Below are 20,891 nucleotides of genomic sequence, written 5' to 3'. Positions count from 1 at the left end.
GGCTTTGCGTGATTGACCTTAAGCAGCAAGGGCGTGCTTGATCAATTTTTCAATTTCGGATTTCGGTCTGGCACCTTCGCTGCGTAGCAACATTTTGCCATTTTTAAATGCCATCAGTTGTGGCACGGCACGAATGTTGTAGTTGGCGGCAGTGTGTCCAGATTGAAATACATTGACTTTAACCACTCTCAGTTTGCCGGCATATTCATCGGACAGCTCATCTAAAGACGACGAAATGGCATTGCACGGCGGACAACCGTCGGCATAAAAATCCACCAAAACAGGCAGTTGGCTATTCAGCACGGCTTTTTCAAAACCTTCATCATTGGTATAAATTACTTGACTCATAAATGCCCCCTTAGCCTGCTTTACGGCTAGTCATCAAACCGCCGTCCACATCCCAGATGGCACCTGTGATCCAGCTTGCCTGTTCTGACAACAAAAAGGCGATGGTTTGTGCCACTTCTTCTGGTTGCCCATTGCGACCGAGCGGGTGGATTTTGGCAAAAGCCGCCATTGCCCCTTTGATCTGCTCATCGTCCATAATGCGAGAAAGCAAACGAGTTTCCATCATCGCAGGGGCAACTGAATTGACACGGATATTGTGGACGGCAAGTTCAGCCGCAGCGTGTTTGGTCAAGGTATCCAAACCGATTTTTGCCATTGAATAAGCCGCCATCGGTGTGCCTTCCAGCGGCAGGCGAGAAAGCACCGCAGAGATATTCACGATTGATCCTGACTTGCCACGAGCGATCAGATTTTTTGCCACCGCTTGTGTGATAAAGAAAATCGCACGGTTAAAATCAAGGAAATTATCATAATCTTGACGGCTGTGATCAACAAAGTTTACCGGATAGAAAATACCAGCCGAGTTTACCAATAAATCAATATCGCTATGCTCATCAGTAATTTGCGTAATCAGTTTTTCCACTTCAGCAAAATTTGTCAAATTCGCCGAATAGGCAAAGGCTTTATCATTGCCGGCAATCGCTGCTAATTTTTGGCGAGCCTCTTCGGCTTTTTGCGGATTACTGCCCACAACCACCACGCTACCGCCTTGTTTGGCAATCAACCCCGCTGTGGCAAAACCCATGCCAGCAGTACCGCCGACCACTAATAATTTACGATTTGCAAAAGATTTGTTCATTATCATTACCTCATCAGTTAAGCACAAATGTGCGTTTTGTGTGTGAGTATATGATAGGGGATTTGTGGCAGAATTATTTGCCAAAAATAGCATAAAAATTGCCTAATTTGATAAGTTGCTATTAAAAACTTTCAAAAAACCGTCCGCTCTTTTTGTGCAAGCGGTCTGAAATTGTGGATTTTTTGTAATAATGCCGTGTGAAAAGTATTTTTGTGGCATGTTATTTTTTGCAGGAAGGATAACCCCATTTGTTAAAACTCAATGATTTTAAGTGTTTTTTATTTTAAAGGAGCTTTCTGCCATAAAAATCACCCCAAAGGCTAGGTGTCTAACTTTTGGGGTGTGGTTCAACACTTAATAATTTGGGGTTTTAATATTTAAAAATAATTAAAATTTACCAAAACAACAACTCACAAATCAACCATCATCTCGCTTTAGATAAGTGCCAATTTTGGGTTGCCATTCTACCGTTTCACCCTGTAAAATCCGCTCAATCATCGCCTTGGTTTCGGCACGGTGTTCGTTGAGCATGCTGATCATGTGGGTGTTTTTGTAGCGTGCGATGCTTGGGTCATAAGTCTGTGCCGCCGCTGCCACGCCATCACGGTCTCGATGATGATAAAGATGGGCGATGCGTTCGGCGGTGTCGCTGTCCATGCCTAAAATCTCAAGCCCCGTTCTGGCACTGCGTACTGCCGAATCAAAGGTTTCACGAATCACCGCTGTCGCACCTGCTTTGTGCAGCTGATAGGCGTGAATACGGTCATAAGCACGAGCCACAATCGGCAAATCTGGATAATCGCCGTGCAGATGCTTGACAATGGAGAGCGTCTCATCAGGGTGATTGATGGCAATGACCACCAATTTTGCCTTGGCGACACCAGATGTCTCAAGCAAATCAAAGCGTGTGGCATCGCCATAATAAGTCTTGACCCCAAGCGATGATAGACCATCGACATGATCGGCATCGCTGTCAATCAGTGTGGTATGATAGCCACAAGCCGTCATCATGCCATTAATAACCTGCCCATATCTGCCATGTCCCAAGATGATGATGGGGTTTTCTTCATCGATGGTGTCGCTATCACGAGTTGGGCTAGTGGTCTGATTGTGTTTGGCAAATTTATCATGCAAAGTCAAAAACAGCGGCGTTAATATCATCGATAAGACCACCACCGCCGTCAAATTGGCGTGAGTATTGGCATCAATCACCGACTGGGCTGATGCCGCCGAAAACAGCACAAAGGCAAATTCACCGCCTTGAGCCATCATCACTGCACGATGGGTGGCGGTGGCGTGATCGGACTTGGTCAAGCGAGCCACTATATAAATCCAGATGCCTTTGGTGGCCATCAAAGCAACCACGCCAAGCCCAATCAATAGCCAATTTTGGGCGACAATGGACAAATCCAGCGACATGCCGACGCCCAAGAAGAACAAGCCCAAAAGCAAGCCACGAAACGGCTCAATATCCGCTTCGAGTTGATGGCGAAAACTGGATTCGGACAACAAAACCCCAGCGACAAACGCCCCCATCGCCATAGATAGACCGCCAAGCTCCATCAATAATGCCGAACCTAACACCACCAGCAGGGCGGCAGCGGTCATAATCTCACGCACGCCTGTATTGGCAAGTTTTTTGAACAAAGGATTAATCAATACATGACCAACAAAAACCAATGCCGCCAACGAACCCAAAGCGATGGCGATGGACTGCCAAGCAGGGGCATCGTGCGTATCTGCCACAGGTGATAAAAAGGTAACAAAGGCAAGCAGCGGCACGATGAGCAAATCTTCAAACAATAAAATCGACACCATGCTCTGCCCACGGGGTGTGGATAGGGCGTTATTTTCGCCAAGGCTCTGCATGACGATGGCGGTCGAAGTCAAAACAAAGCCAGCAGCACCCACAAACGCCACTTGCCACGACACGCCAAACAGCATCAGCACCGCCGTCATCAGCACCGTCGCTCCCAGTACTTGCAGTGAGCCAAGCCCAAAAATTTGCCGCCGCAGACCCCACAGATGGGCAGGGTTCATCTCAAGTCCGATGATGAACAAAAACATCACCACGCCCAATTCTGCCACATGAATGATGGTATCTGGATCGGTAAAAATCCCCAAACCAAACGGCCCAATAATCAGACCGCCTGCCAGATAACCCAAGACCGAGCCAAGCCCAATTTTACGAAACAGTGGCACGGCAATGACCGCCGCCCCCAGTAGCGTTACCACTTTAATCAGTTCGCTGGCGATGCCAACTTCAGCCATAATTTCACCTTTTAGATTGATAATTTTTTGGATTAAAAGTTTTTAATTAATTTAATTGGTATGGTATAAATAAATTAAAAGTGTATTAATAAATCTGCCAATAAATATGCTAACCAAATTACCCAAACACATTTTAAATTGCGGTTTTAATTGCGTATCAAATGCTGTTTTAAAAAGCTATTTTGTCAAGCGATTGGGCTTAATTAACCAAAGTCAAATTATCTATACAATGCGTGTTTTGTCAAGACAATTTGTGTTATCCAATCGGCCAAATGATGCTTAATTTAAAACACAATAACTTGGTATAACAAAACCACCAAGCCGCCAAAATGGGCTTGGTGTCAGATGTCAAATGTCAAATGGGTGATAAAGTGGGGTTGTAACTATAACCAGCCAGCTTTGCGGAATTTGTGGTACAAAAATAAACACACGGCAATCACAATGCCAATGACCACAAAATAGGCGTATTTGATGTGCAGCTCAGGCATATAATCAAAGTTCATGCCGTAGATGCCTGCCACGGCAGTCGGCACGGCGGCAATACCTGCCCAAGCCGCCAGCTTACGCACGACATCGTTTTGCCCCATAGTAACCATCGCCATATAAGTATCCATGGCGACAGACAGCATTTCGTTTAGGCCATTGACGGCATCAATCGAGCGTAGCAGGTGGTCGTTTACATCACGAAAATAAGGCTTGGCGGCGGCAGGAAAGCTAGAAACCAGCTCATTTTTTTTGTGATTGATAAAAAAGTTACAAACATCTTGCACTGGCAAAATCACCGCACGCATATGCACCAGTTGCGATTTGAGTTCGTAGAGACTTTTTAGGGTGGATTTACTAAATTCATAAGAAAAAATGTTTCGTTCTTGCTCTCGCAAGTAATTGCCCAAGCGGTCGGTAATCGGCAAATAGTTATCGACAATAAAGTCCATGATGGCGTGCAGCACAAAAATGGGGCCAAGGCGTAGTTTTTCGGGGCGGCGGTGGCAATGCTCACGGACTGGCGTGTAAGAGTTGGACGCACCACGACGCACGCTGATGATGAAATTTTTGCCCATAAAAACGGCAGTCGTGCCATAGCGGATTTGGTTGTCTTCCAGTTTGGCGGTACGCACGACCACAAAGATGGTATCGTTGCCGTAGCTTTCGACTTTTGGGCGTTGATGGTCGGCAAAGGCGTCTTCTAGTGCCAGCTCGTGCAAGTCAAAAGCGTCCTGCACTTCTTGCACAGTCTCAAGGCTTGGGTCGTACAGTCCCAGCCAAATGAATTGATTATTATTGGTCAAAGTACGGCTGACATCTTCGATGGCTAATGGCTCAATCGGTGCGCCAGTTTTGCGAGAATACGAATAACAAACGATGGTTTCGTTATCGCCTGATTGCTCAATATCTTCAAGACGATCGGCATCAGGGTCATAGACCGTCATGGTCTCGATGGTGTCTTCTTCGGTGGCTTCAGCATCGCCATAGATATAGCTGTCTTGGGTGTCGTGAAAAGTCTCAACGCTCTCATCGTCGGCGTCGTCAGTGGCTTTTAGATCCAAGTCATCAAACAGTTCATGCTGCTTTGTGCTGTGATTGTGATTGTGGCTGTCGTGGCTGTTATCGTAACTGCTATTGTGATTGCTATCGTAGCCGCCGTCGTGTTTGTCGTGGCTGTGATTTGGCTCTGCTGTCGATGGATTTTGTGGGGTGTTGGCTGTGTCGTTGTTGTTTTGTGTCATAAACCCCTCCAAAAGATGCCCAATGCACCTTTTTCGCTAATCAATTTGGTGTGTGAAAAAATTAAGATTATAGCAACAATTTGCCAAATTTTCATCTGTATTTTTATCTGTTAATCTGCGATGGTGGTGCGGTCAAATCGGCGGCGGATTTGGTTTGGATTGACAAAAATTTGTCATAAAATTCAAAAAATTTTGCAAATTTACCTTGCATGGGCGTGTAGGTATGATACACTAGTTAGGAAAAAATTCACGATTTGCCCACTTTTGGCAGTTTGCTTGTCGCCAAACCGCATTTGCTCGCCGATTTTTTCAAGTTTTTCAAAATTGTTTAAGATTTCAAGTTTTATTTGATCTGTATTTAGATTTGTATTTAACGATATTTTAGGTCAGACGCATTGTTTGACTGATTTTGTTTGCTGACAGGGGTTTTTTGTGCCAAATTTTAGCAGCGATACCAAAAATCACACCAAGCATATCCAACAAAATTGGCTGCTGCCTGATGGCGTGGCTGATGTGCTTTTTGATGATGCCCAAAAACAAGAAAGTTTGCGTGATGCTTTGTTATTTGTGCTGACTGCTCACGGTTATCGCTTGGTTTCGCCGCCTTTGATTGAATATACCGAAACTTTATTGGATAACGCTGACGAAGATCTTAAGCGTCAAACTTTTCGTTTTGTCGATCAGCTCAATGGTCGCCTGATGGGTTTGCGTGCCGATATTACGCCGCAGATTTTACGCATTGACAGCAAATACGGCGAAGGCGTGAGCCGTTATTGTTATGTCGGACAGGTAGTCAAGACTTTGCCAACAGGTTTGTTTGGTCTGCGTACGCCGCTGCAGCTGGGGGCAGAGATTTTTGGCATTCACAGTATCGATGCCGAGATTGCTTTGATTGATTTATTGGCGGCATTGATGGACGAGATTGGACTTGCCAAAGATGCGTTGCATGTCGATATTGGCCATGTTGCCATCTTTGATCGCTTGTGTCAGTTGCATGGCGTGTCGGCAGCCGATGGCAATGAGCTGATGACCATTTATCACAAAAAAGCAATGCCAGAGCTTGCCGAATGGTGTGCCAAGGCAGGCAAATGCTTGGATAATGCCAATGATGCCAATGATTTTTGGGTACTTGCCAAGCATACTTTGAGCAATGATCGCACGCCAAACGCCGATTATCTGTTATCCAAACTGTCCGATAAAGCACGCACAGATGCACAGATTGTGCAGGCGGCAGGGGAGCTTGCGACTTTGGCGGCACACATTCGCCAAGTCGGTATGAGTGTCAGCATCGATGTTACCGAGCTGTCAGGCTATCACTACCACACAGGCATTGTGTTTAATGCGTATCTGTCCGCCAGCCAAACGGCACAGACGCAGGCACTGGTGCGTGGTGGCCGTTTTTATGGCACTGATAAGCGAGCAGCGACAGGTTTTAGTATGGATATTAATCGCCTGCTTGAGTTTGTGCAGCTGCAAGAAGATACCGTGATTTGGGTGGATTATCAAGACTTGCAACAAGCCACCGCCGCCCAAAAAGCAGATTTGGCCGAGCAAATCAAAACCTTGCAAGCTGAAGGCTGTATCGTGATTAAGCCTTTATCTGCCGATGATAAGCCAAAGCAGCTTGATGGCGTTTTGCATTTGGATTGTGATGGCACAGACAGTGTATGGGCAGTGCAATTGGTTGGTGATGACTGATTACATGGTTGATATTTATCAATAATTATTGGTAAGTTTAGAATTTTTCGCTAATTTAAGCAACTTTAAGGAAACATTATGGGTAAAAATGTCGTAGTACTGGGCAGCCAGTGGGGCGATGAAGGCAAGGGCAAAATTGTCGACTTGCTGACCGAAAAAGCCACCGCAGTAACACGCTATCAAGGTGGGCATAATGCTGGCCATACCTTGGTCGTTGGCGGTGAAAAAACCGTCCTGCATTTGATTCCGTCAGGCATTTTGCGTGAAGATGTCACTTGCTTTATCGGCAATGGCGTGGTGCTAGCACCAGATGCTTTATTAAAAGAAATGAATGGTCTGATCGAAAAAGGCGTGCCAGTGCGTGAGCGTCTGCGTATCTCGCCAGCGTGTCCGTTGATTATGCCGTATCATGTGGCACTGGATCAAGCTCGTGAAATCAAGCGTGGCAATGGCAAAATCGGTACTACAGGCCGTGGCATTGGCCCAGCTTATGAAGACAAAGTGGCACGCCGTGCCTTAAAAGTGGCGGACTTATTCCGTGCTGATTTGCCAGAAAAACTACAAAGTCTGCTAGAATATCATAATTTTGCTTTGACCCAATATTATCAGGTTGAAGCGATTGATTATGAAGCAACGCTAAAACTTTGCCAAGAATGGGCAAACGAGCTAAAAGACTTGGTGGTTGATGTTACCAGCACGCTGGAGACTTACCGTCAAAATGGCGAAAACCTAATGTTCGAAGGGGCGCAAGGTACGCTGCTGGATATCGACCATGGTACTTATCCGTTTGTTACCAGCTCAAACACCACCGCAGGCGGCGTGGCGACAGGCACTGGCTTGGGTCCATTGTATTTTGATTATGTTTTGGGCATCACCAAGGCATACACGACTCGTGTCGGTTCAGGTCCATTCCCAACTGAGCTGTTTGATGACATTGGCGAACACCTTGCCAAAGTCGGCCATGAGTTTGGGGCAACCACAGGCCGAGCTCGCCGCTGCGGTTGGTTTGATGCCGTTATCCTACGCCGTGCTGTGGTACTAAACTCAATGAGCGGCATTTGCTTAACCAAGCTTGATGTGCTTGATGGCTTAAAAGAAGTAAAAATTTGCACCGAATATGAACTGCCAGCCGATGAGTGTGCTGGTGCGTATGATGCCGAATATTACGAAAAAGTTACGCCAAAATACGAAACGCTGCCGGGTTGGAGCGAATCAACGATTGGCGTAACCAAGTTTGAAGATTTGCCTGCCAATGCACAAGCGTACATCAAACGCATCGAGCAACTGGTTGGCTGCCCTGTGGACATCATCTCAACTGGCCCTGATCGTGATGAGACCATCGTACTGCGTGATCCATACGATGCCTAATGATTGACAAACCAAAGCCCAGCCAAAGCCATTTGGTTGGGTTTTTTTGACAAATGATTGGGGGATTTGTGCGTTTTGTTATCAAGGTTTGCCATTGGTGATAAAATATTGTAAAACATGGACAAACATCGTGATAAACTATCATGCCAAACACACCGTGATAAGTACATCATGATAAATACTTAAAAATGGGCAATACTATGAAAAAATACTTAATTATGCCAATGATTGCCGCTGCCATGATGCTTGGTGCAACCGCCGTGGCAAAGCCAAACCATGCAGCCAAAATGAGTGATAGTGATAAATTGGTCGGTATTTGGCAGTGTCATTTTGCTGATGACGATATGCGTATTCAAGGCTATCTTAATTATCAAAAAGATGGCACAGCTCATGCGGTGATGAAAGTGGATTATCTGCAAGCAGGCAAAGTAACCAGCACCAATCTGAGCAGAAACCTGTTGCACTGGCAGCTGTCAGGCGATCAACTGCAAAGTGATGACTGGCAAATACTGGATTTAAAATCTTATGATGAGTCAGGGCAGCCCTTGGGCGAAGAGTATACACAGCTGATGCGATCGATTGCCACACAAAACGCCAATATCACACCACAGTCAACTTCAAGAATTCAATTCATTGATAACAACACTTATCATGAAATCTTGGACGAAGCCACTGGCGAATATGGGCTGTGCCATCGTCAGCGATGATTATTTAGAGATGATTTGTATTTATTAATGATTAACTTAATAATTAATCCAGAATAAACCATAAAGGGTAATTTTTTATGACCGATTACGCACCGCCTGCCGTTTGGGATTTTGAAGCTGTCAAAACCAAAAATGGTGGCAAATTTGGTGGCACCAACCGCCCAACCGCTGGAGCAACGCACGAGCAAACTCTGCCAACAGGCGATGCTGATTATCAGCTGTATTCTTTGAACACGCCCAATGGCATTAAGGTCAATATTTTATTAGAAGAGCTAAAAAATTTGGATAGAATTGATGGTTATGATGCTTATAAAATTGACATCATCAAAGGCGATCAATTTGGTTCAGATTTTGTCAAAATTAACCCAAATTCCAAAATTCCTGCCTTATTGGATAAGTCGGTTTCGCCAGCGATACCAGTATTTGAAAGTGGGGCGATTTTGCTGTATTTGGCGAACAAATATCAGGCGTTTTTGCCGAGTGATGCCGCTAAACACGCCCAAATGCTGTCTTGGCTGATGTGGCAGATGGGTTCAGCACCGTTTGTTGGTGGCGGTTTTGGGCATTTTTATGCTTATGCACCCGAGCCGATGGAATACCCCATCAACCGCTATGCGATGGAAACCAAGCGTCAGTTAGATGTGCTTAATAATCATTTGGCGGATAATGAATTTATGGTCGGTGATGAATACACCATTGCAGATATGGCGATTTACCCTTGGTATGGCAGACTGTGCCTAGGCGAGCTGTATGTTGGCGAGCATTATGATGCGGCGAGATTTTTGGCGGTAGAGCAGTACAGTCATGTGATTCGCTGGGCAAAATCGCTGGCAGTGCGTAATGCTGTCAAAGCCGCCCAAAGTCTGCAACTGCAAGCGATTTGATTTCTGCCTGATTTCTGCTTTGAATGATTTGATAAATGGGCAAATGACCAAAAATCCACCCTAAAAACTTGCCCTTACCATTGGTGATTTGCTGATTTATCATTTCATTTAACCATACAAAATATTTAAATAATCTTCATCAATTTGCCATAAGATTTTAACTTATGTTTAAAATTACTCAGTCCAATGACACGACAAAGCTGCTTGAACATTTGGTTGATGCTTATCAACAAACCAAAGCGAGTGCTGGCACATCGCTGGGGGCAGTGGCGTTTGCCAAGTTTACGGTGATTGTGCCATCGATGGTACTGGGTGATTGGCTGACGCAAGCGGTGGCGGATAAAATTGGCATCAGCACGCTGTTTACGGCACAATTTTGGGGGCAGTATCAATGGCAGATGATCCAAAAGGTGTTGCAAGTTGATGCTCGCCATCTGCCCAATGATGCCCTGCAAGTTCCTGAAGTGGCGGTGCTGTCTGGTTCGGTGATGCGTTGGCGGATTTTTGGTTATGTCAGTGCTATCTCAAGCGATGATTTGGCACGGATTTTGGCGGACGATACGCACCCTTTATATACGCTGCTGACAGGTTTGTACGACAGCCAAAGCCAGAGCTTGCCAGAGCATCGCCTGTGGCAAAGCTGCGATGAGCTGGCGGCGGTGTATGTACGCTATTTGACGCACCGCTTGGAGTGGCTACACGCATGGACGCATGGGCTGGATTTGCCTGTGAGTGTGGGGCAGATGCTGGCTGATAAGGACAGATTTGGCAGTCAATATGGCGACACTGAGCCGACGCCTGATTGGTTGGCGGCACAATATGAGAATTTGGAGCGGCTACTTTGCTATCTGTGGCAGCAGCTGTTTTCGGCGGTTTATGCGTATCGTGAAGCGTTGGAAGAGCGGTTTTGGCAGGTGCTTGATGGCGTGCGTGGAGAGCCAATTAGACAGCAAGCACAAGCGTCTTTGCCGCAGACACTGTATTTATTTACCGTGCAGCAGATTCCGTCGGTGGAATTGCAGTTTTTAAAACGCCTGTCGGTGCATATTGATGTGCATTTGTTGCATTTTAATCCATCGCAGATGTTTTGGGCGGATATTGTCGATAAAAATTGGCTGGCGACCCAACGCATCATCAACCCAAATCATGTCTATCTGAAAGACCACGGACACACGCTGCTGTCTAGACTGGGCAAAGAATCACGAGAAACCTTTGCGATGCTGGCGGATATGTCAGGCGGTGAATTTTATTATGAAAAAGCAGCCAATGAGCATTTGTCTTATCCGCATCATCAGATGCTTGAGCCAATGCCCCAAAATTGGCAAGTGGATTGGCAAGATGATTTTGTGGCAAATCATGGCACTGGGCTGCTGCATCAGCTGAAGCAAGACATTTTGATGCTTGAAGATACGCACGCCAAAACTTGGCTGGACAATCATATGCTTGGGGTGCTAAATTTTGAACAAGAGCTACAAAATAAAATCAAGCCAAACAGTCAAATGCAGCTGCCTGATGAGATACAAGATTTGCCCAGCCTAAGCATTCACGCTTGCCACAATCTAAAGCGGCAGCTGGAAGTGGCACGCATCATTATCGCCAAATACTTAAACCAGCCCAATGCCGATGGCAGCCGCCGCAAGCTGTCTGATGTTGTGGTTTATCTGCCAGATGTTGCCGAAGCACAGGATTTGATTCGGCTGGTTTTTGCCGAAGGGGTGGGCGTTGATGGGCTAAATTTACCTGCCAAAATCACAGGGACAACCAACCGCCAAATTGATGAGCTGATGCAGGCAATCAGCGGTTTTTATACGCTTTTGGGGCAAAAAGGTTCCAGATTTTATCGTGAAGATTTTTTTGAATGGCTGATGATGCCAGCGGTTTATGAAAGTTTTGGCGTAAGTTTTGATGATGTCAGCCGAGCGTGTCAGCTGCTAACTGATGCAGGGTTTGTCCGTGGTTTTGATGCACGGCACATGGCACAGACGCTGGATATGGCGGATAAGGACTATCGTTACAGTTTTGCTTATGCCTTGGATCGGATTGTGCTGGGATTTTTAAGCCCAAGCGAATCGGCATCGCCCAACCGTTTGCTGTATCCTTTTGACTGGCAGTCGCACGAATTTGCCGAAGCCAGTTTGCCTTTGGTTGGGGTGAATTTGGCAGATGCTCACATTGTCGATATGCTGTGCCGCATTTATCAAGGCATGTCAGCATTGCAAGATGAGTACACCAAGGTAGATTTGGTGGAGCATTGGCTCAATCACATTGAGACACAGGTAATCAATCGCTATTTTGGCATTTGGCACGAAACCAGTCAAATGCGTGCCATTTTTGAAGCGATGAACAGCATTGCCGCCAATATCCGTGCCAATAAGCAATACCACAAGCACATTCACACCGCCCAAAACTCAGCACAGCCGATATGTTTGTCCTTGCAATTTGTGCTTGAGAGTATCAGTCAGCTGTTATCCGCCCAAGCGGTCAGTGCCGAGCCTGCAGGCGTGATTACTTTTGCCAGATTTGGGGCGTTGCGTAGTATTCCTTTTGGTTTGACGGTGATGCTGGATATGAATTTGTCCGCTTTTCCAAGACAAGAGCGAATCATGCGTATGGACTTGATGAAAGCAGGACTTAAGCGGCGTGGCGACCGCTCTGGCGAAGATGACGACAACGGCGCGTTTTTGGACGCTTTGTTGTGCAGCCGTGATGCTTGTGCTATTTTTTATACCAGCCAAGCAGACGACGGCACGGAGCTATTGCCAGCGTCGCCTGTCAGTGAGCTGTTGGAATTTTTTAAATCCAATGTCGATTGGCAAATGCCTTTGATGAACATTGATAATGCTAAAAATGCTAAAAATGCCGACAATACCAACAACGACAACAGCCAAACCATGGCAATCCAAAGCCAAATCATCGACATCGCACCGGCATTGGTTGAGTCGTATCTCAAGACCCATCACACGGCGACAGCGTTTGATAAGGCGGTGTTTTATCAAGACAGCCATGGGGCAAGTGGCGAGCAGGGCGACAGCCAAGCAGACGGCACAGATACCAAGGCGATGGTGGCAGCATTTATCAAGCGGCAAATTGATGCTACCAAGGATAAAATGAGCCAACAAATGCCGCCAGCACCGTTTTGGGTGCAAATTCGCCAAATTTTAGACAGCAAGCAGCCACCGCCACCGCCTAAGGTAGCGATTACTGATGCAGACACTTATGACAAAATCACCCAAGCGTTTATCGATGCCAATCAAGGCGATGAGCGGCCGTTGGTGCAATTATTGGACGATTATCAGTTGGCATTACCGAGTAGTTTGGACATTCACCAAATTCACCAAAACCTAAAAAATCCTGCCATCACTTACCTAAAAAACAAGCTGCTGATGTTTGCCGAAGAAGTGATGGAGCAGGGCGAAGAGCCGTTGGCGTTATCATCACTGGACAATTATCTAATCAAAGATGAGCTGATTGATGCGATGGCACAAGGCGTGTTTGATGATTTGCCAATGGATAGTTTTTCTTATCAAAGTGTTTTGGATAAATTAAATCGTTGGGCGGATTTATCAACCGATAATTTGCCAAAACAACAAACCGCCACTAAGGTTTTTTCGGCATATTTTGACAATCGCCTGCCCGCTGGTGCCAATCGCTTGACAGCTTTGGACGCTCAAGTGTCGGCACTTGCCGATTTGACTGCCATGTTTGCCCAAAGTCTGGCGGATAGGGGCGATACGGATTTTGGGCAATTGGCTCATCAGCTTGATAAGCTGGCTTATTCATCGATGATTACCCAGACCAGCGAGTGCCATTTGCCAATCACACTGGGGCAAACGCAGATTGCCATCAGTGCCAAGACGCCGCCTGCCGATGCCAAAGCATGGCTAAGCGTGTTACCAAATACCGCACGAGCCAGCCATTTTTTGCGGTATTATCTGCACCATTTGGCGTGGCAAGTACGCAGAAATGGGCAAACGGACGACATCGCACACGGCAGGGGTTTTAGCTATTGGCAGTTTAACAAAGCCAGTGATGACATCGATGCTTTGGTGTCAAAGGACACTTCGCTCATTGTGTTAAGACCTGTGCCAGCAGATGCCGCCAGACGGCAGTTGGCCAATTTTGTGGCAATGGGGCTGTTGATGCAAGCCTGCCCTGTGGTGCTGCCAGTGATGCCAGCATTGACCATGGCGGCATTGGCTACCAAAAATCAGCTAACCTTTGACGAAAAAACCTTCGGTGCATGGCTCAATGGCAACTATGACGAGCACTATTCAAGTGTCGCTTGGCAGCTGCTTTTGGGAGCAAATCCACCACTGGACGAATTGCAAAAAGCCGCCGAACTTGCCAAAGTCTTATACGGTGAGATTTTGGCGAGCATTGAGCCAGACGCTGACGATAAAGATGGCTGATGCATTCAGTAAATTTTTAAATCATTAATAATTTAACAGCAAAGAGCAGATAAAAAAATCAGCCAAGCATTGGCTTGACTGATTGATTGATTTGATATTAAACCAAGTTTAATTTAGTTTAATTTATCAATAATTAACTTAACCAAACTCAGCTAAGTTTAATCAAAAGCATCATTTGTTTTGGGCGGCAACAGAAAGTTGGTCATACACGCCACCATCGCTGAAGTAGGTTTTCATGATGCTTGCCCAGTCGCCAAATACATCATTTGGGAAAAATGTTTCCATGGCAGGGAATTTGTCGGCGTGCTTGGCCAAAATATCGGCATTTTGTGGGCGTAAGTAGAAGTTGGTCGCCAATTCTTGTGCTTCATCGCTGTACAGATAGTTCAGATAGTCGGTTGCCGCTTCGGTTGTGCCTTTGCTGTCGGTAACAGATTTAACCACTGCCACTGGGTTTTCGGCATTGACTGTGTAGCTAGGATAAACAATCTCAACATTGCTAAATTTGCCTTTGATGACATTGGCTTCATTTTCAAAGGTGATCAGCACATCACCGATACCACGCTGGGCAAAGGTGGTGGTCGCAGCACGGCCGCCATTTTCAAAGACTTTGACATTGCCAAGTAATTGCTTGGTAAATTCTTTGGTTTTGGCTTCGTCTTGGTTGAAGTTGTGCAAGCCATAGCCATAAGCACCTAGAAACGCATAGCGTCCGTTGCCAGAAGTTTTTGGGTTGGCAAGAATGATTTCTGTACCCGATGCTGCCAAATCATTCCAATCTTTGACGCCTTTTGGATTGCCTTCACGCACCAAAAACACAACCGTACTGGTAAAAGGAATGGCATTATTTGGGAAAGCCTGACGCCAGTTGGTGTCCACCAGTTTGGCATCGGCAAGCAGTTCAATATCCGAACCTTGGTTCATGGTTGCCACATCGGCTTGTAAACCATTCTTAACAGACAGTGCTTGTTTGCTTGAGCCACCATGCGATTGTTTGATTTCGATTTTGGCATCGGCATGCTCAGACAGATAATGTTTTTTAAAAACTTCATTGTAGTCTTTATAAAAATCACGAGACACATCATAAGAAACATTCAATAGTTCAATGGCTTTTGTGCCAGCGGCAGCGTCTGCTTTTTCGGCAGATTTATCGCTTGCATTGTTTGAGCAAGCAGTAAATGCCAATGCTGCACCAAAAGTGGCGGCAGCGATGGCAGTTTTTTTAAGTAGATTAAAATTTGACATAATTTTTCCTAATAACAAAATCAAAAAATACCCAAAATGGGAAATGGATAGCTTAACAAATGGATAATTTGATTGAATTGATACATACTTTACACAAAATCCATCATAAAAAACAAGGATAAAACAGACTTTTTATTTTCGATTTTGGAATTAGTGGGCGATTTTTAAAGCATTTTGACCGCATTGAACTGCATTGGCAAAGGCAAGTGAATAAAATTTGACCAGTATCGTTAAGCCTTGATGAAAAAATATCAAAATTGTGGTATGCTGATGGGGTTGATTTTGCCCACTTTGCGACAAAATTTTGCCCATTTTTACGACAAATAAGGAATTTGAGATGACCCAACTTGATCCCAACTGGCAATCGGATGCACTTGACCCCAGTCTTGGTTTTTTTGAACAGACTTTGGCGGTGCGTGGCGGCTATCATCGCACTGATGAAGGCGAGCATGGCGAAGCGATTTTTACCACCAGTAGTTATGTGTACCAAAGTGCTGCCGATGCTGCCGATCATTTTAATGGCAACAAAAAAGGCAATGTCTATTCTCGCCACACCAACCCAACCGTCCGAGCCTTTGAGCGTCGTTTGGCACTGCTTGAAAATGGCGAGCGTGCCGTGGCGACAGCATCAGGTATGGGGGCGATTTTGACCATGTGCTTGGCGTACCTAAAAGCAGGCGATCATCTGCTGTGTGCCAAGCAGTTGTTTGGCTCATCGGTGGCGTTGTTTGATACCTATTTTCGTGCTTTTGGCGTGGAAGTCAGCTATGTGGACTGCTTTGATAATGACGCATGGGCGGCTGCCATTTTGCCAAATACTCGTGTGCTGTACTGCGAAAGCCCATCAAATCCTTTGGCACAAATTGCCGACTTACGCCATTTGGCAGATTTGGCACATCGCCACAATGCGTTACTGATTGTCGATAATTGCTTTGCAACGCCTGCTATCCAAAAGCCACTTGAGCTGGGTGCTGATGTGGTGATTCATTCGGCATCAAAATACATTGACGGACAAGGGCGAGTGCTTGGTGGGGCGTTGGTCGGCTCTGATGAACTGATGGAAAAGGCGTTTGGTGTGGTGCGTACTGGTGGCATCAGCCTGTCGCCATTTAATGCTTGGGTACTGCTGAAGGGTCTAGAAACGCTGTCATTACGCATGAAAGTACATTGTGAAAATGCCAATCAGGTGGCGGCATTTTTATCCCAGCACCCCAAAGTGAGCAAAGTGCATTTTTCAGGTTTGCCAGACCACCCTTCGCACCAAGTCGCCAAACGCCAGCACACCGCTTTGGCAGTCGATGGTGGTGCTTTTGGGGCGATTATCGGCTTTGAAGTGGCGGATCAAAAGGCGGCTTGGCAGGTGATTGACAGCACTCGTGTGATTAGTATTACTAACAATTTGGGTGATGCCAAATCCACCATCACTCACCCTGCAACAACCACACATTTTCGCATGACACCAGAACAACGGCTGGCAGCAGGCGTATCCGATGGCTTGATTCGCCTGTCTGTTGGTTTAGAAAATGTGAATGATATTATTGCAGATTTATCACGGGGCTTGGACAGCTTGGCGTGATTGGTTGTGATAATATATTGATATTGCCAAAAAAATCGCCAGAATTGATGAATTTATCAAATATCAACCATCACGATAAATTCATCAATGATTGATATTCTCAAAAATTAATTAATAATTTTGGCAAGCTAATAAAAAATAGCCCATGATTATCACGGGCTATTTTTAGACTTTATAGCAAATTAGCAAATAAACGCCAATTATTTTGCTTTATGAGCTTTGGTCGCTTCGCAGCCTTTAAAGATGATTTGGCTGGCTGGATCTTGAATATTGATGCTTGATTTGCGAACATTTCTTGGTGTTAGGACATTTGCCATTAGGCTAAAGTTGTCTTCGTCGCCAAAGGCACTACTGACGACATCGCTGTGCTTAAGATTGACTGGCATAAAGCGGTTTTTGCCATCAATTTTTGCTTCGGCATAAGTTGGTTTGCTGTGCTTGTCAAAGCCATAGGTGACTTCAACTTGGTTGTCATTTTGGCAGCTGTAATTAACCGTGCGAGTTTTAACGGTATTTTGGTAAGCTTGCTGTGCATCAGATTGTGGTGCACTGTTTGCAAATACAGCGGTACTGGTCAATGCCAAAACGATAGCAGGAATGATTTTTTTCATATAAAATCCTTGAAAATAAGCACAAAATTTAAAACAAGATTATTTCACAATGCTTAATAATTGGGGCAATTTTATCAACCATTAAGCTTGTAGGCAAGGGGGTGATAACAATGGCTGTCAAATCACTTTATCGCTTGGCCTGTGAAATATATTAATAGAAACACTACTTATATTCAATGGTGCTAATGTAAGAAAATCTTGCCAAATATTGTGTTGTTTTTCTGCATGGCTAATTAGTTTTCTGTATGCCAAATTATTTTGCCAGATTTTTGCAATAACTTAACATTAGCAACATCGGCGGTCGGTGTGGGCGATGGTGTTTGGCTTGGTAATTGCTTTGGTTATAATGGATTGCAACATTTTAATAACTCGGCTTGAGTTTGGAGAAAATTTTTGTACTTAATGGTTACGAAATGGGAAAATTGTGCTAAAATTATTGGGCAACATTTTTGCTAAATGTTAAAAATTATTATATAAGTATTTAAATAAATCTTATTAAATTAACTTTTTAAATCAATCTGATTAAACCAACTGTATTAAATCCATTAATTCACAATTCATCATATTTGGGCTGTACTATGCATTATTCAATTTTTTGTCAAACCAAAAATAACGCTTTGCTTGAACCGATGTTTTTTGGTCAGCCGGTCAATGTATCACGCTACGACCAACAAAAGCACCCGATTTTTGAGCAGTTGATCGAAAAACAGCTGTCGTTTTTTTGGCGGCCAGAAGAGATTGATGTGTCCAAAGACCGCATTGACTTTGCTGAATTGTCTGTGCATGAGCAGCACATTTTTTTAAGCAATCTAAAATATCAAACGCTGCTAGATAGTATCCAAGGACGCAGTCCCAATGTGGTTTTGTTGCCGCTGGTATCAATCCCAGAGCTTGAGACTTGGATTGAGACATGGTCATTTAGTGAGACCATTCACTCTCGCAGCTATACGCACATTATCCGTAATGTCGTCAATGATCCGAGCAAGATTTTTGAAGATATTGTTGATAATGAATATATCCTAGAGCGAGCGGCGGACATTGCCAAATATTATGACGATTTGCACTTGTGTGCCAAATTGTACGATTTGTACGGCGAGGGCGTTTATCAGATTGATGGCAAGGACATCGAGGTTAATTTACCAAAACTTAAAAAACAGCTTTATCTGTGCATTGTTGCTGTCAATGTATTGGAGGCGATTCGTTTTTATGTGTCGTTTGCCTGCTCTTTTGCTTTTGCCGAGCGAAAAGTGATGGAGGGCAATGCCAAAATCATCAAAATGATTGCCCGTGATGAGGCGTTGCACCTAAATGGCACGCAGCACATCATTAATCTGATGCGTCAAGGCAAGGACGATCCTGAGATGGTCGCCATCGCCGAAGCGTGCAAAGATGAAGCGATTGAGATTTTTAGAAGTGCCGCCGAACAAGAAAAAGCGTGGGCGGATTATCTGTTCAAAGATGGCTCAATGATTGGCCTAAACCGAGATATTCTGTGTCAATATGTCGAATTTATCACCAATACACGCATGACGGCAATCGGTCTGCCAACGATTTTTGAAACCAAGAGCAACCCAATTCCATGGATCAATTCTTGGTTATCATCGGACAATGTGCAGGTTGCCCCACAAGAAACTGAGATTACCACTTATTTGGTCGGTCAGATTGATTCGGATTTGGACGATGTGAATTTGGACGACTTTGAATTGTAAATTAAATTAATAAAACGCTTGGGCTTGTCTGTTTGACACCAAGGGCAAGCCCAGTTTTATCAAATTTGTTTTTGCGACATTTTTTGTAACATTGCAATAAAAATAAAAAATTACCGATCAAATCTTAAGTATAAATTTTAAATATTAAACACAGTTTTATAAATAAAAATAATATCATACTTTAGGAAAGTTATCAATGGGCTGGGTGTTTACCGATGAAATGCGGTTTTATTTGCACGAAAACGAAGTGCTGTTGGACGGCATGATTCGCACGCAGCATCGGCAGATCAGATACGAATGTCGGCAGGGTTATTGTGGTTCTTGTCGCATGACGGTGCTGGCCAAGACAGGTGAAATCCACTACATCAAAAAACCCATTGCCGTGCTTGCCGATAATGAAATACTGGCGTGCTGTTGCCGATTGACTGGCAGCACTAAGGTTAGCTATCAACCCAAAAACGAGCAGCAGCTGGCGTTATTTGATCATGATGATGCGGACAAACACTAGACACACTCAAAACTCATGATTGCAAACCAATCTTAATTAAGCAAATTTAATTTATTGCCACTCACCGCTTTTAATCGGCTTTATTAGGGTTGTCTTTTTCGCTGATGATTTCATCGCCATCATTACCAAAACTAAAAATCCCTTCAAAATCTGGCTGAACTTTGAGCAGTAGTTGCTCATGTTTTAGCTCGCCGTGATTGATGCGGGCTTTTTGTAGGGCGTTCATCACCAAATCGCTGTATTTTAGCCATCGCCCAATCTCTAGATAAATCACATCGCCCTTATGCTCGGTAAAAGGCTGGTCGCTGATGACAATATTACTTAGGATAAACGGTAGTGGATCTTTGCGTAAAATCGTCCGATATGCCCCAACAGCAAACCGAGCCAGCGGTGCCAAAAACCATCGCTTGGCGTGCAGTTCAATCACTTCGGTGTCGCTGATTTGTCGCAGTACAAGCCGTTGGGCGTGGCGGTTGGCTTCGATATGCACCAGCTCAAAATTACTGGCAACACTGGCAAACAATCCTGCCGCATTCACCGTGCAGCTCAGTCTTAGCTGACCATCATTCAGCTCAAGCTGTAAATCGTGCAGCATTTTGACTTTTTTGGTGACAAAAGTATGCAGCAGGGTGTTGATTTGCTCTTGACTGATGGTGAGCAAAAATTCATCAAACAAATTGTCCGCAGTTTTTATGTAGTTGTGTTTAATATTACTAAATAATTGTTGCCAACCGATGAGTAAGCTGTCGCCAATCGGCAGGCCATCATTTGCCAAAAGTTGATTGTTATTGCTGCTTTCAAAATCCAAAGGGCGTACAGATTCGACCTGCTTGGCTTGGCTTGATTTGGGGTTTTGGGTGTCGGTTGTGGCAGTATTGTCCATATTTTCCATGGCTGTCTTGATGGTTTTGTTAAAATTTACAAGTAAAATTCAATAAAAATCAACAAAAGTTTAATTAAAGGGCTAACATTATCAATGCTAAAATTATCAACGATAGCGGCATCACTGACTAACATTGACTGATTATTGT

General features: G+C 44.7%; 15 protein-coding genes. 8 read left to right on the top strand and 7 right to left on the bottom strand.

Going from position 1 to position 20,891, the window contains the following annotated elements; all coding sequences use genetic code 11:
* Window positions 1-18 precede the first annotated feature (18 nt).
* The 4 genes from ACFBZI_RS10075 to ACFBZI_RS10060 all read right to left on the bottom strand — a co-directional run bounded on the left by ACFBZI_RS10075 (window position 19) and on the right by ACFBZI_RS10060 (window position 5,145).
* On the bottom strand, window positions 19-348 hold the full coding sequence (locus ACFBZI_RS10075) for a thioredoxin family protein (RefSeq protein ID WP_165008487.1): 330 nt from the start codon (window positions 346-348) through the stop codon (window positions 19-21).
* A gap of 10 nt (window positions 349-358) precedes the next feature.
* Window positions 359-1,147: an SDR family NAD(P)-dependent oxidoreductase gene (locus tag ACFBZI_RS10070; RefSeq protein WP_375716199.1), complete on the bottom strand. Its 789-nt coding sequence runs from the start codon at window positions 1,145-1,147 to the stop codon at window positions 359-361.
* A 417-nt stretch (window positions 1,148-1,564) separates the two neighbouring features.
* On the bottom strand, window positions 1,565-3,418 hold the full coding sequence (locus ACFBZI_RS10065; protein WP_375716198.1) for a monovalent cation:proton antiporter-2 (CPA2) family protein: 1,854 nt from the start codon (window positions 3,416-3,418) through the stop codon (window positions 1,565-1,567).
* 383 nt (window positions 3,419-3,801) lie between these two features.
* Window positions 3,802-5,145, bottom strand: a complete 1,344-nt coding sequence (locus tag ACFBZI_RS10060; protein ID WP_375716197.1) for a magnesium and cobalt transport protein CorA — start codon at window positions 5,143-5,145, stop codon at window positions 3,802-3,804.
* Window positions 5,146-5,577: 432 nt separating this feature from the next.
* On the opposite strand from ACFBZI_RS10060, the gene ACFBZI_RS10055 reads away from it, so the two are divergent.
* The 5 genes from ACFBZI_RS10055 (at window position 5,578) to ACFBZI_RS10035 (ending at window position 14,211) form a co-directional block, all read left to right on the top strand.
* Entirely contained in the window at window positions 5,578-6,843 is a 1,266-nt protein-coding gene (locus ACFBZI_RS10055; RefSeq protein ID WP_375716196.1) for an ATP phosphoribosyltransferase regulatory subunit, read from the top strand.
* A 78-nt stretch (window positions 6,844-6,921) separates the two neighbouring features.
* Complete coding sequence (locus tag ACFBZI_RS10050) at window positions 6,922-8,211, top strand: adenylosuccinate synthase (protein ID WP_375716195.1); 1,290 nt, start codon at window positions 6,922-6,924, stop codon at window positions 8,209-8,211.
* Between the two features lie 200 nt (window positions 8,212-8,411).
* Window positions 8,412-8,918: a hypothetical protein gene (locus tag ACFBZI_RS10045; RefSeq protein ID WP_375716194.1), complete on the top strand. Its 507-nt coding sequence runs from the start codon at window positions 8,412-8,414 to the stop codon at window positions 8,916-8,918.
* A gap of 77 nt (window positions 8,919-8,995) precedes the next feature.
* Window positions 8,996-9,802 carry a glutathione-dependent disulfide-bond oxidoreductase gene (yghU, locus tag ACFBZI_RS10040; RefSeq protein WP_375716193.1) on the top strand — a complete coding sequence of 269 codons (807 nt, stop codon included), beginning with the start codon at window positions 8,996-8,998 and terminating at the stop codon, window positions 9,800-9,802.
* 164 nt (window positions 9,803-9,966) lie between these two features.
* Window positions 9,967-14,211 (top strand): exodeoxyribonuclease V subunit gamma, encoded by a 4,245-nt coding sequence (locus ACFBZI_RS10035; protein WP_375716192.1) that lies wholly within the window; start codon window positions 9,967-9,969, stop codon window positions 14,209-14,211.
* Window positions 14,212-14,382: 171 nt separating this feature from the next.
* Here the strand turns inward: ACFBZI_RS10035 and ACFBZI_RS10030 are convergent, their stop codons facing one another.
* Window positions 14,383-15,456 carry a sulfate ABC transporter substrate-binding protein gene (locus tag ACFBZI_RS10030; RefSeq protein ID WP_375716191.1) on the bottom strand — a complete coding sequence of 358 codons (1,074 nt, stop codon included), beginning with the start codon at window positions 15,454-15,456 and terminating at the stop codon, window positions 14,383-14,385.
* A 337-nt stretch (window positions 15,457-15,793) separates the two neighbouring features.
* Here ACFBZI_RS10030 and ACFBZI_RS10025 point away from each other — a divergent pair, with 337 nt between their 5' ends.
* Window positions 15,794-17,032: an O-succinylhomoserine sulfhydrylase gene (locus tag ACFBZI_RS10025; RefSeq protein ID WP_375716190.1), complete on the top strand. Its 1,239-nt coding sequence runs from the start codon at window positions 15,794-15,796 to the stop codon at window positions 17,030-17,032.
* Between the two features lie 200 nt (window positions 17,033-17,232).
* Here the strand turns inward: ACFBZI_RS10025 and ACFBZI_RS10020 are convergent, their stop codons facing one another.
* Window positions 17,233-17,643, bottom strand: a complete 411-nt coding sequence (locus ACFBZI_RS10020; protein ID WP_375716189.1) for an ACP-like domain-containing protein — start codon at window positions 17,641-17,643, stop codon at window positions 17,233-17,235.
* Between the two features lie 578 nt (window positions 17,644-18,221).
* On the opposite strand from ACFBZI_RS10020, the gene nrdB reads away from it, so the two are divergent.
* On the top strand, window positions 18,222-19,352 hold the full coding sequence (nrdB, locus tag ACFBZI_RS10015; protein WP_375716188.1) for a class Ia ribonucleoside-diphosphate reductase subunit beta: 1,131 nt from the start codon (window positions 18,222-18,224) through the stop codon (window positions 19,350-19,352).
* Window positions 19,353-19,548: 196 nt separating this feature from the next.
* On the top strand, window positions 19,549-19,860 hold the full coding sequence (locus tag ACFBZI_RS10010; protein WP_375716187.1) for a 2Fe-2S iron-sulfur cluster-binding protein: 312 nt from the start codon (window positions 19,549-19,551) through the stop codon (window positions 19,858-19,860).
* Between the two features lie 70 nt (window positions 19,861-19,930).
* Here ACFBZI_RS10010 and ACFBZI_RS10005 read toward each other — a convergent pair whose 3' ends face one another.
* Window positions 19,931-20,743 (bottom strand): hypothetical protein, encoded by an 813-nt coding sequence (locus ACFBZI_RS10005; RefSeq protein ID WP_375716186.1) that lies wholly within the window; start codon window positions 20,741-20,743, stop codon window positions 19,931-19,933.
* Window positions 20,744-20,891: the final 148 nt, after the last annotated feature.

It is taken from the genome of Moraxella marmotae (assembly GCF_042219885.1).
Classification (GTDB): Bacteria; Pseudomonadota; Gammaproteobacteria; order Pseudomonadales; family Moraxellaceae; genus Moraxella; species Moraxella marmotae.
Note: the sequence above shows the minus strand (reverse complement) of the source record. Positions and strands in the feature narration are given on the sequence as shown.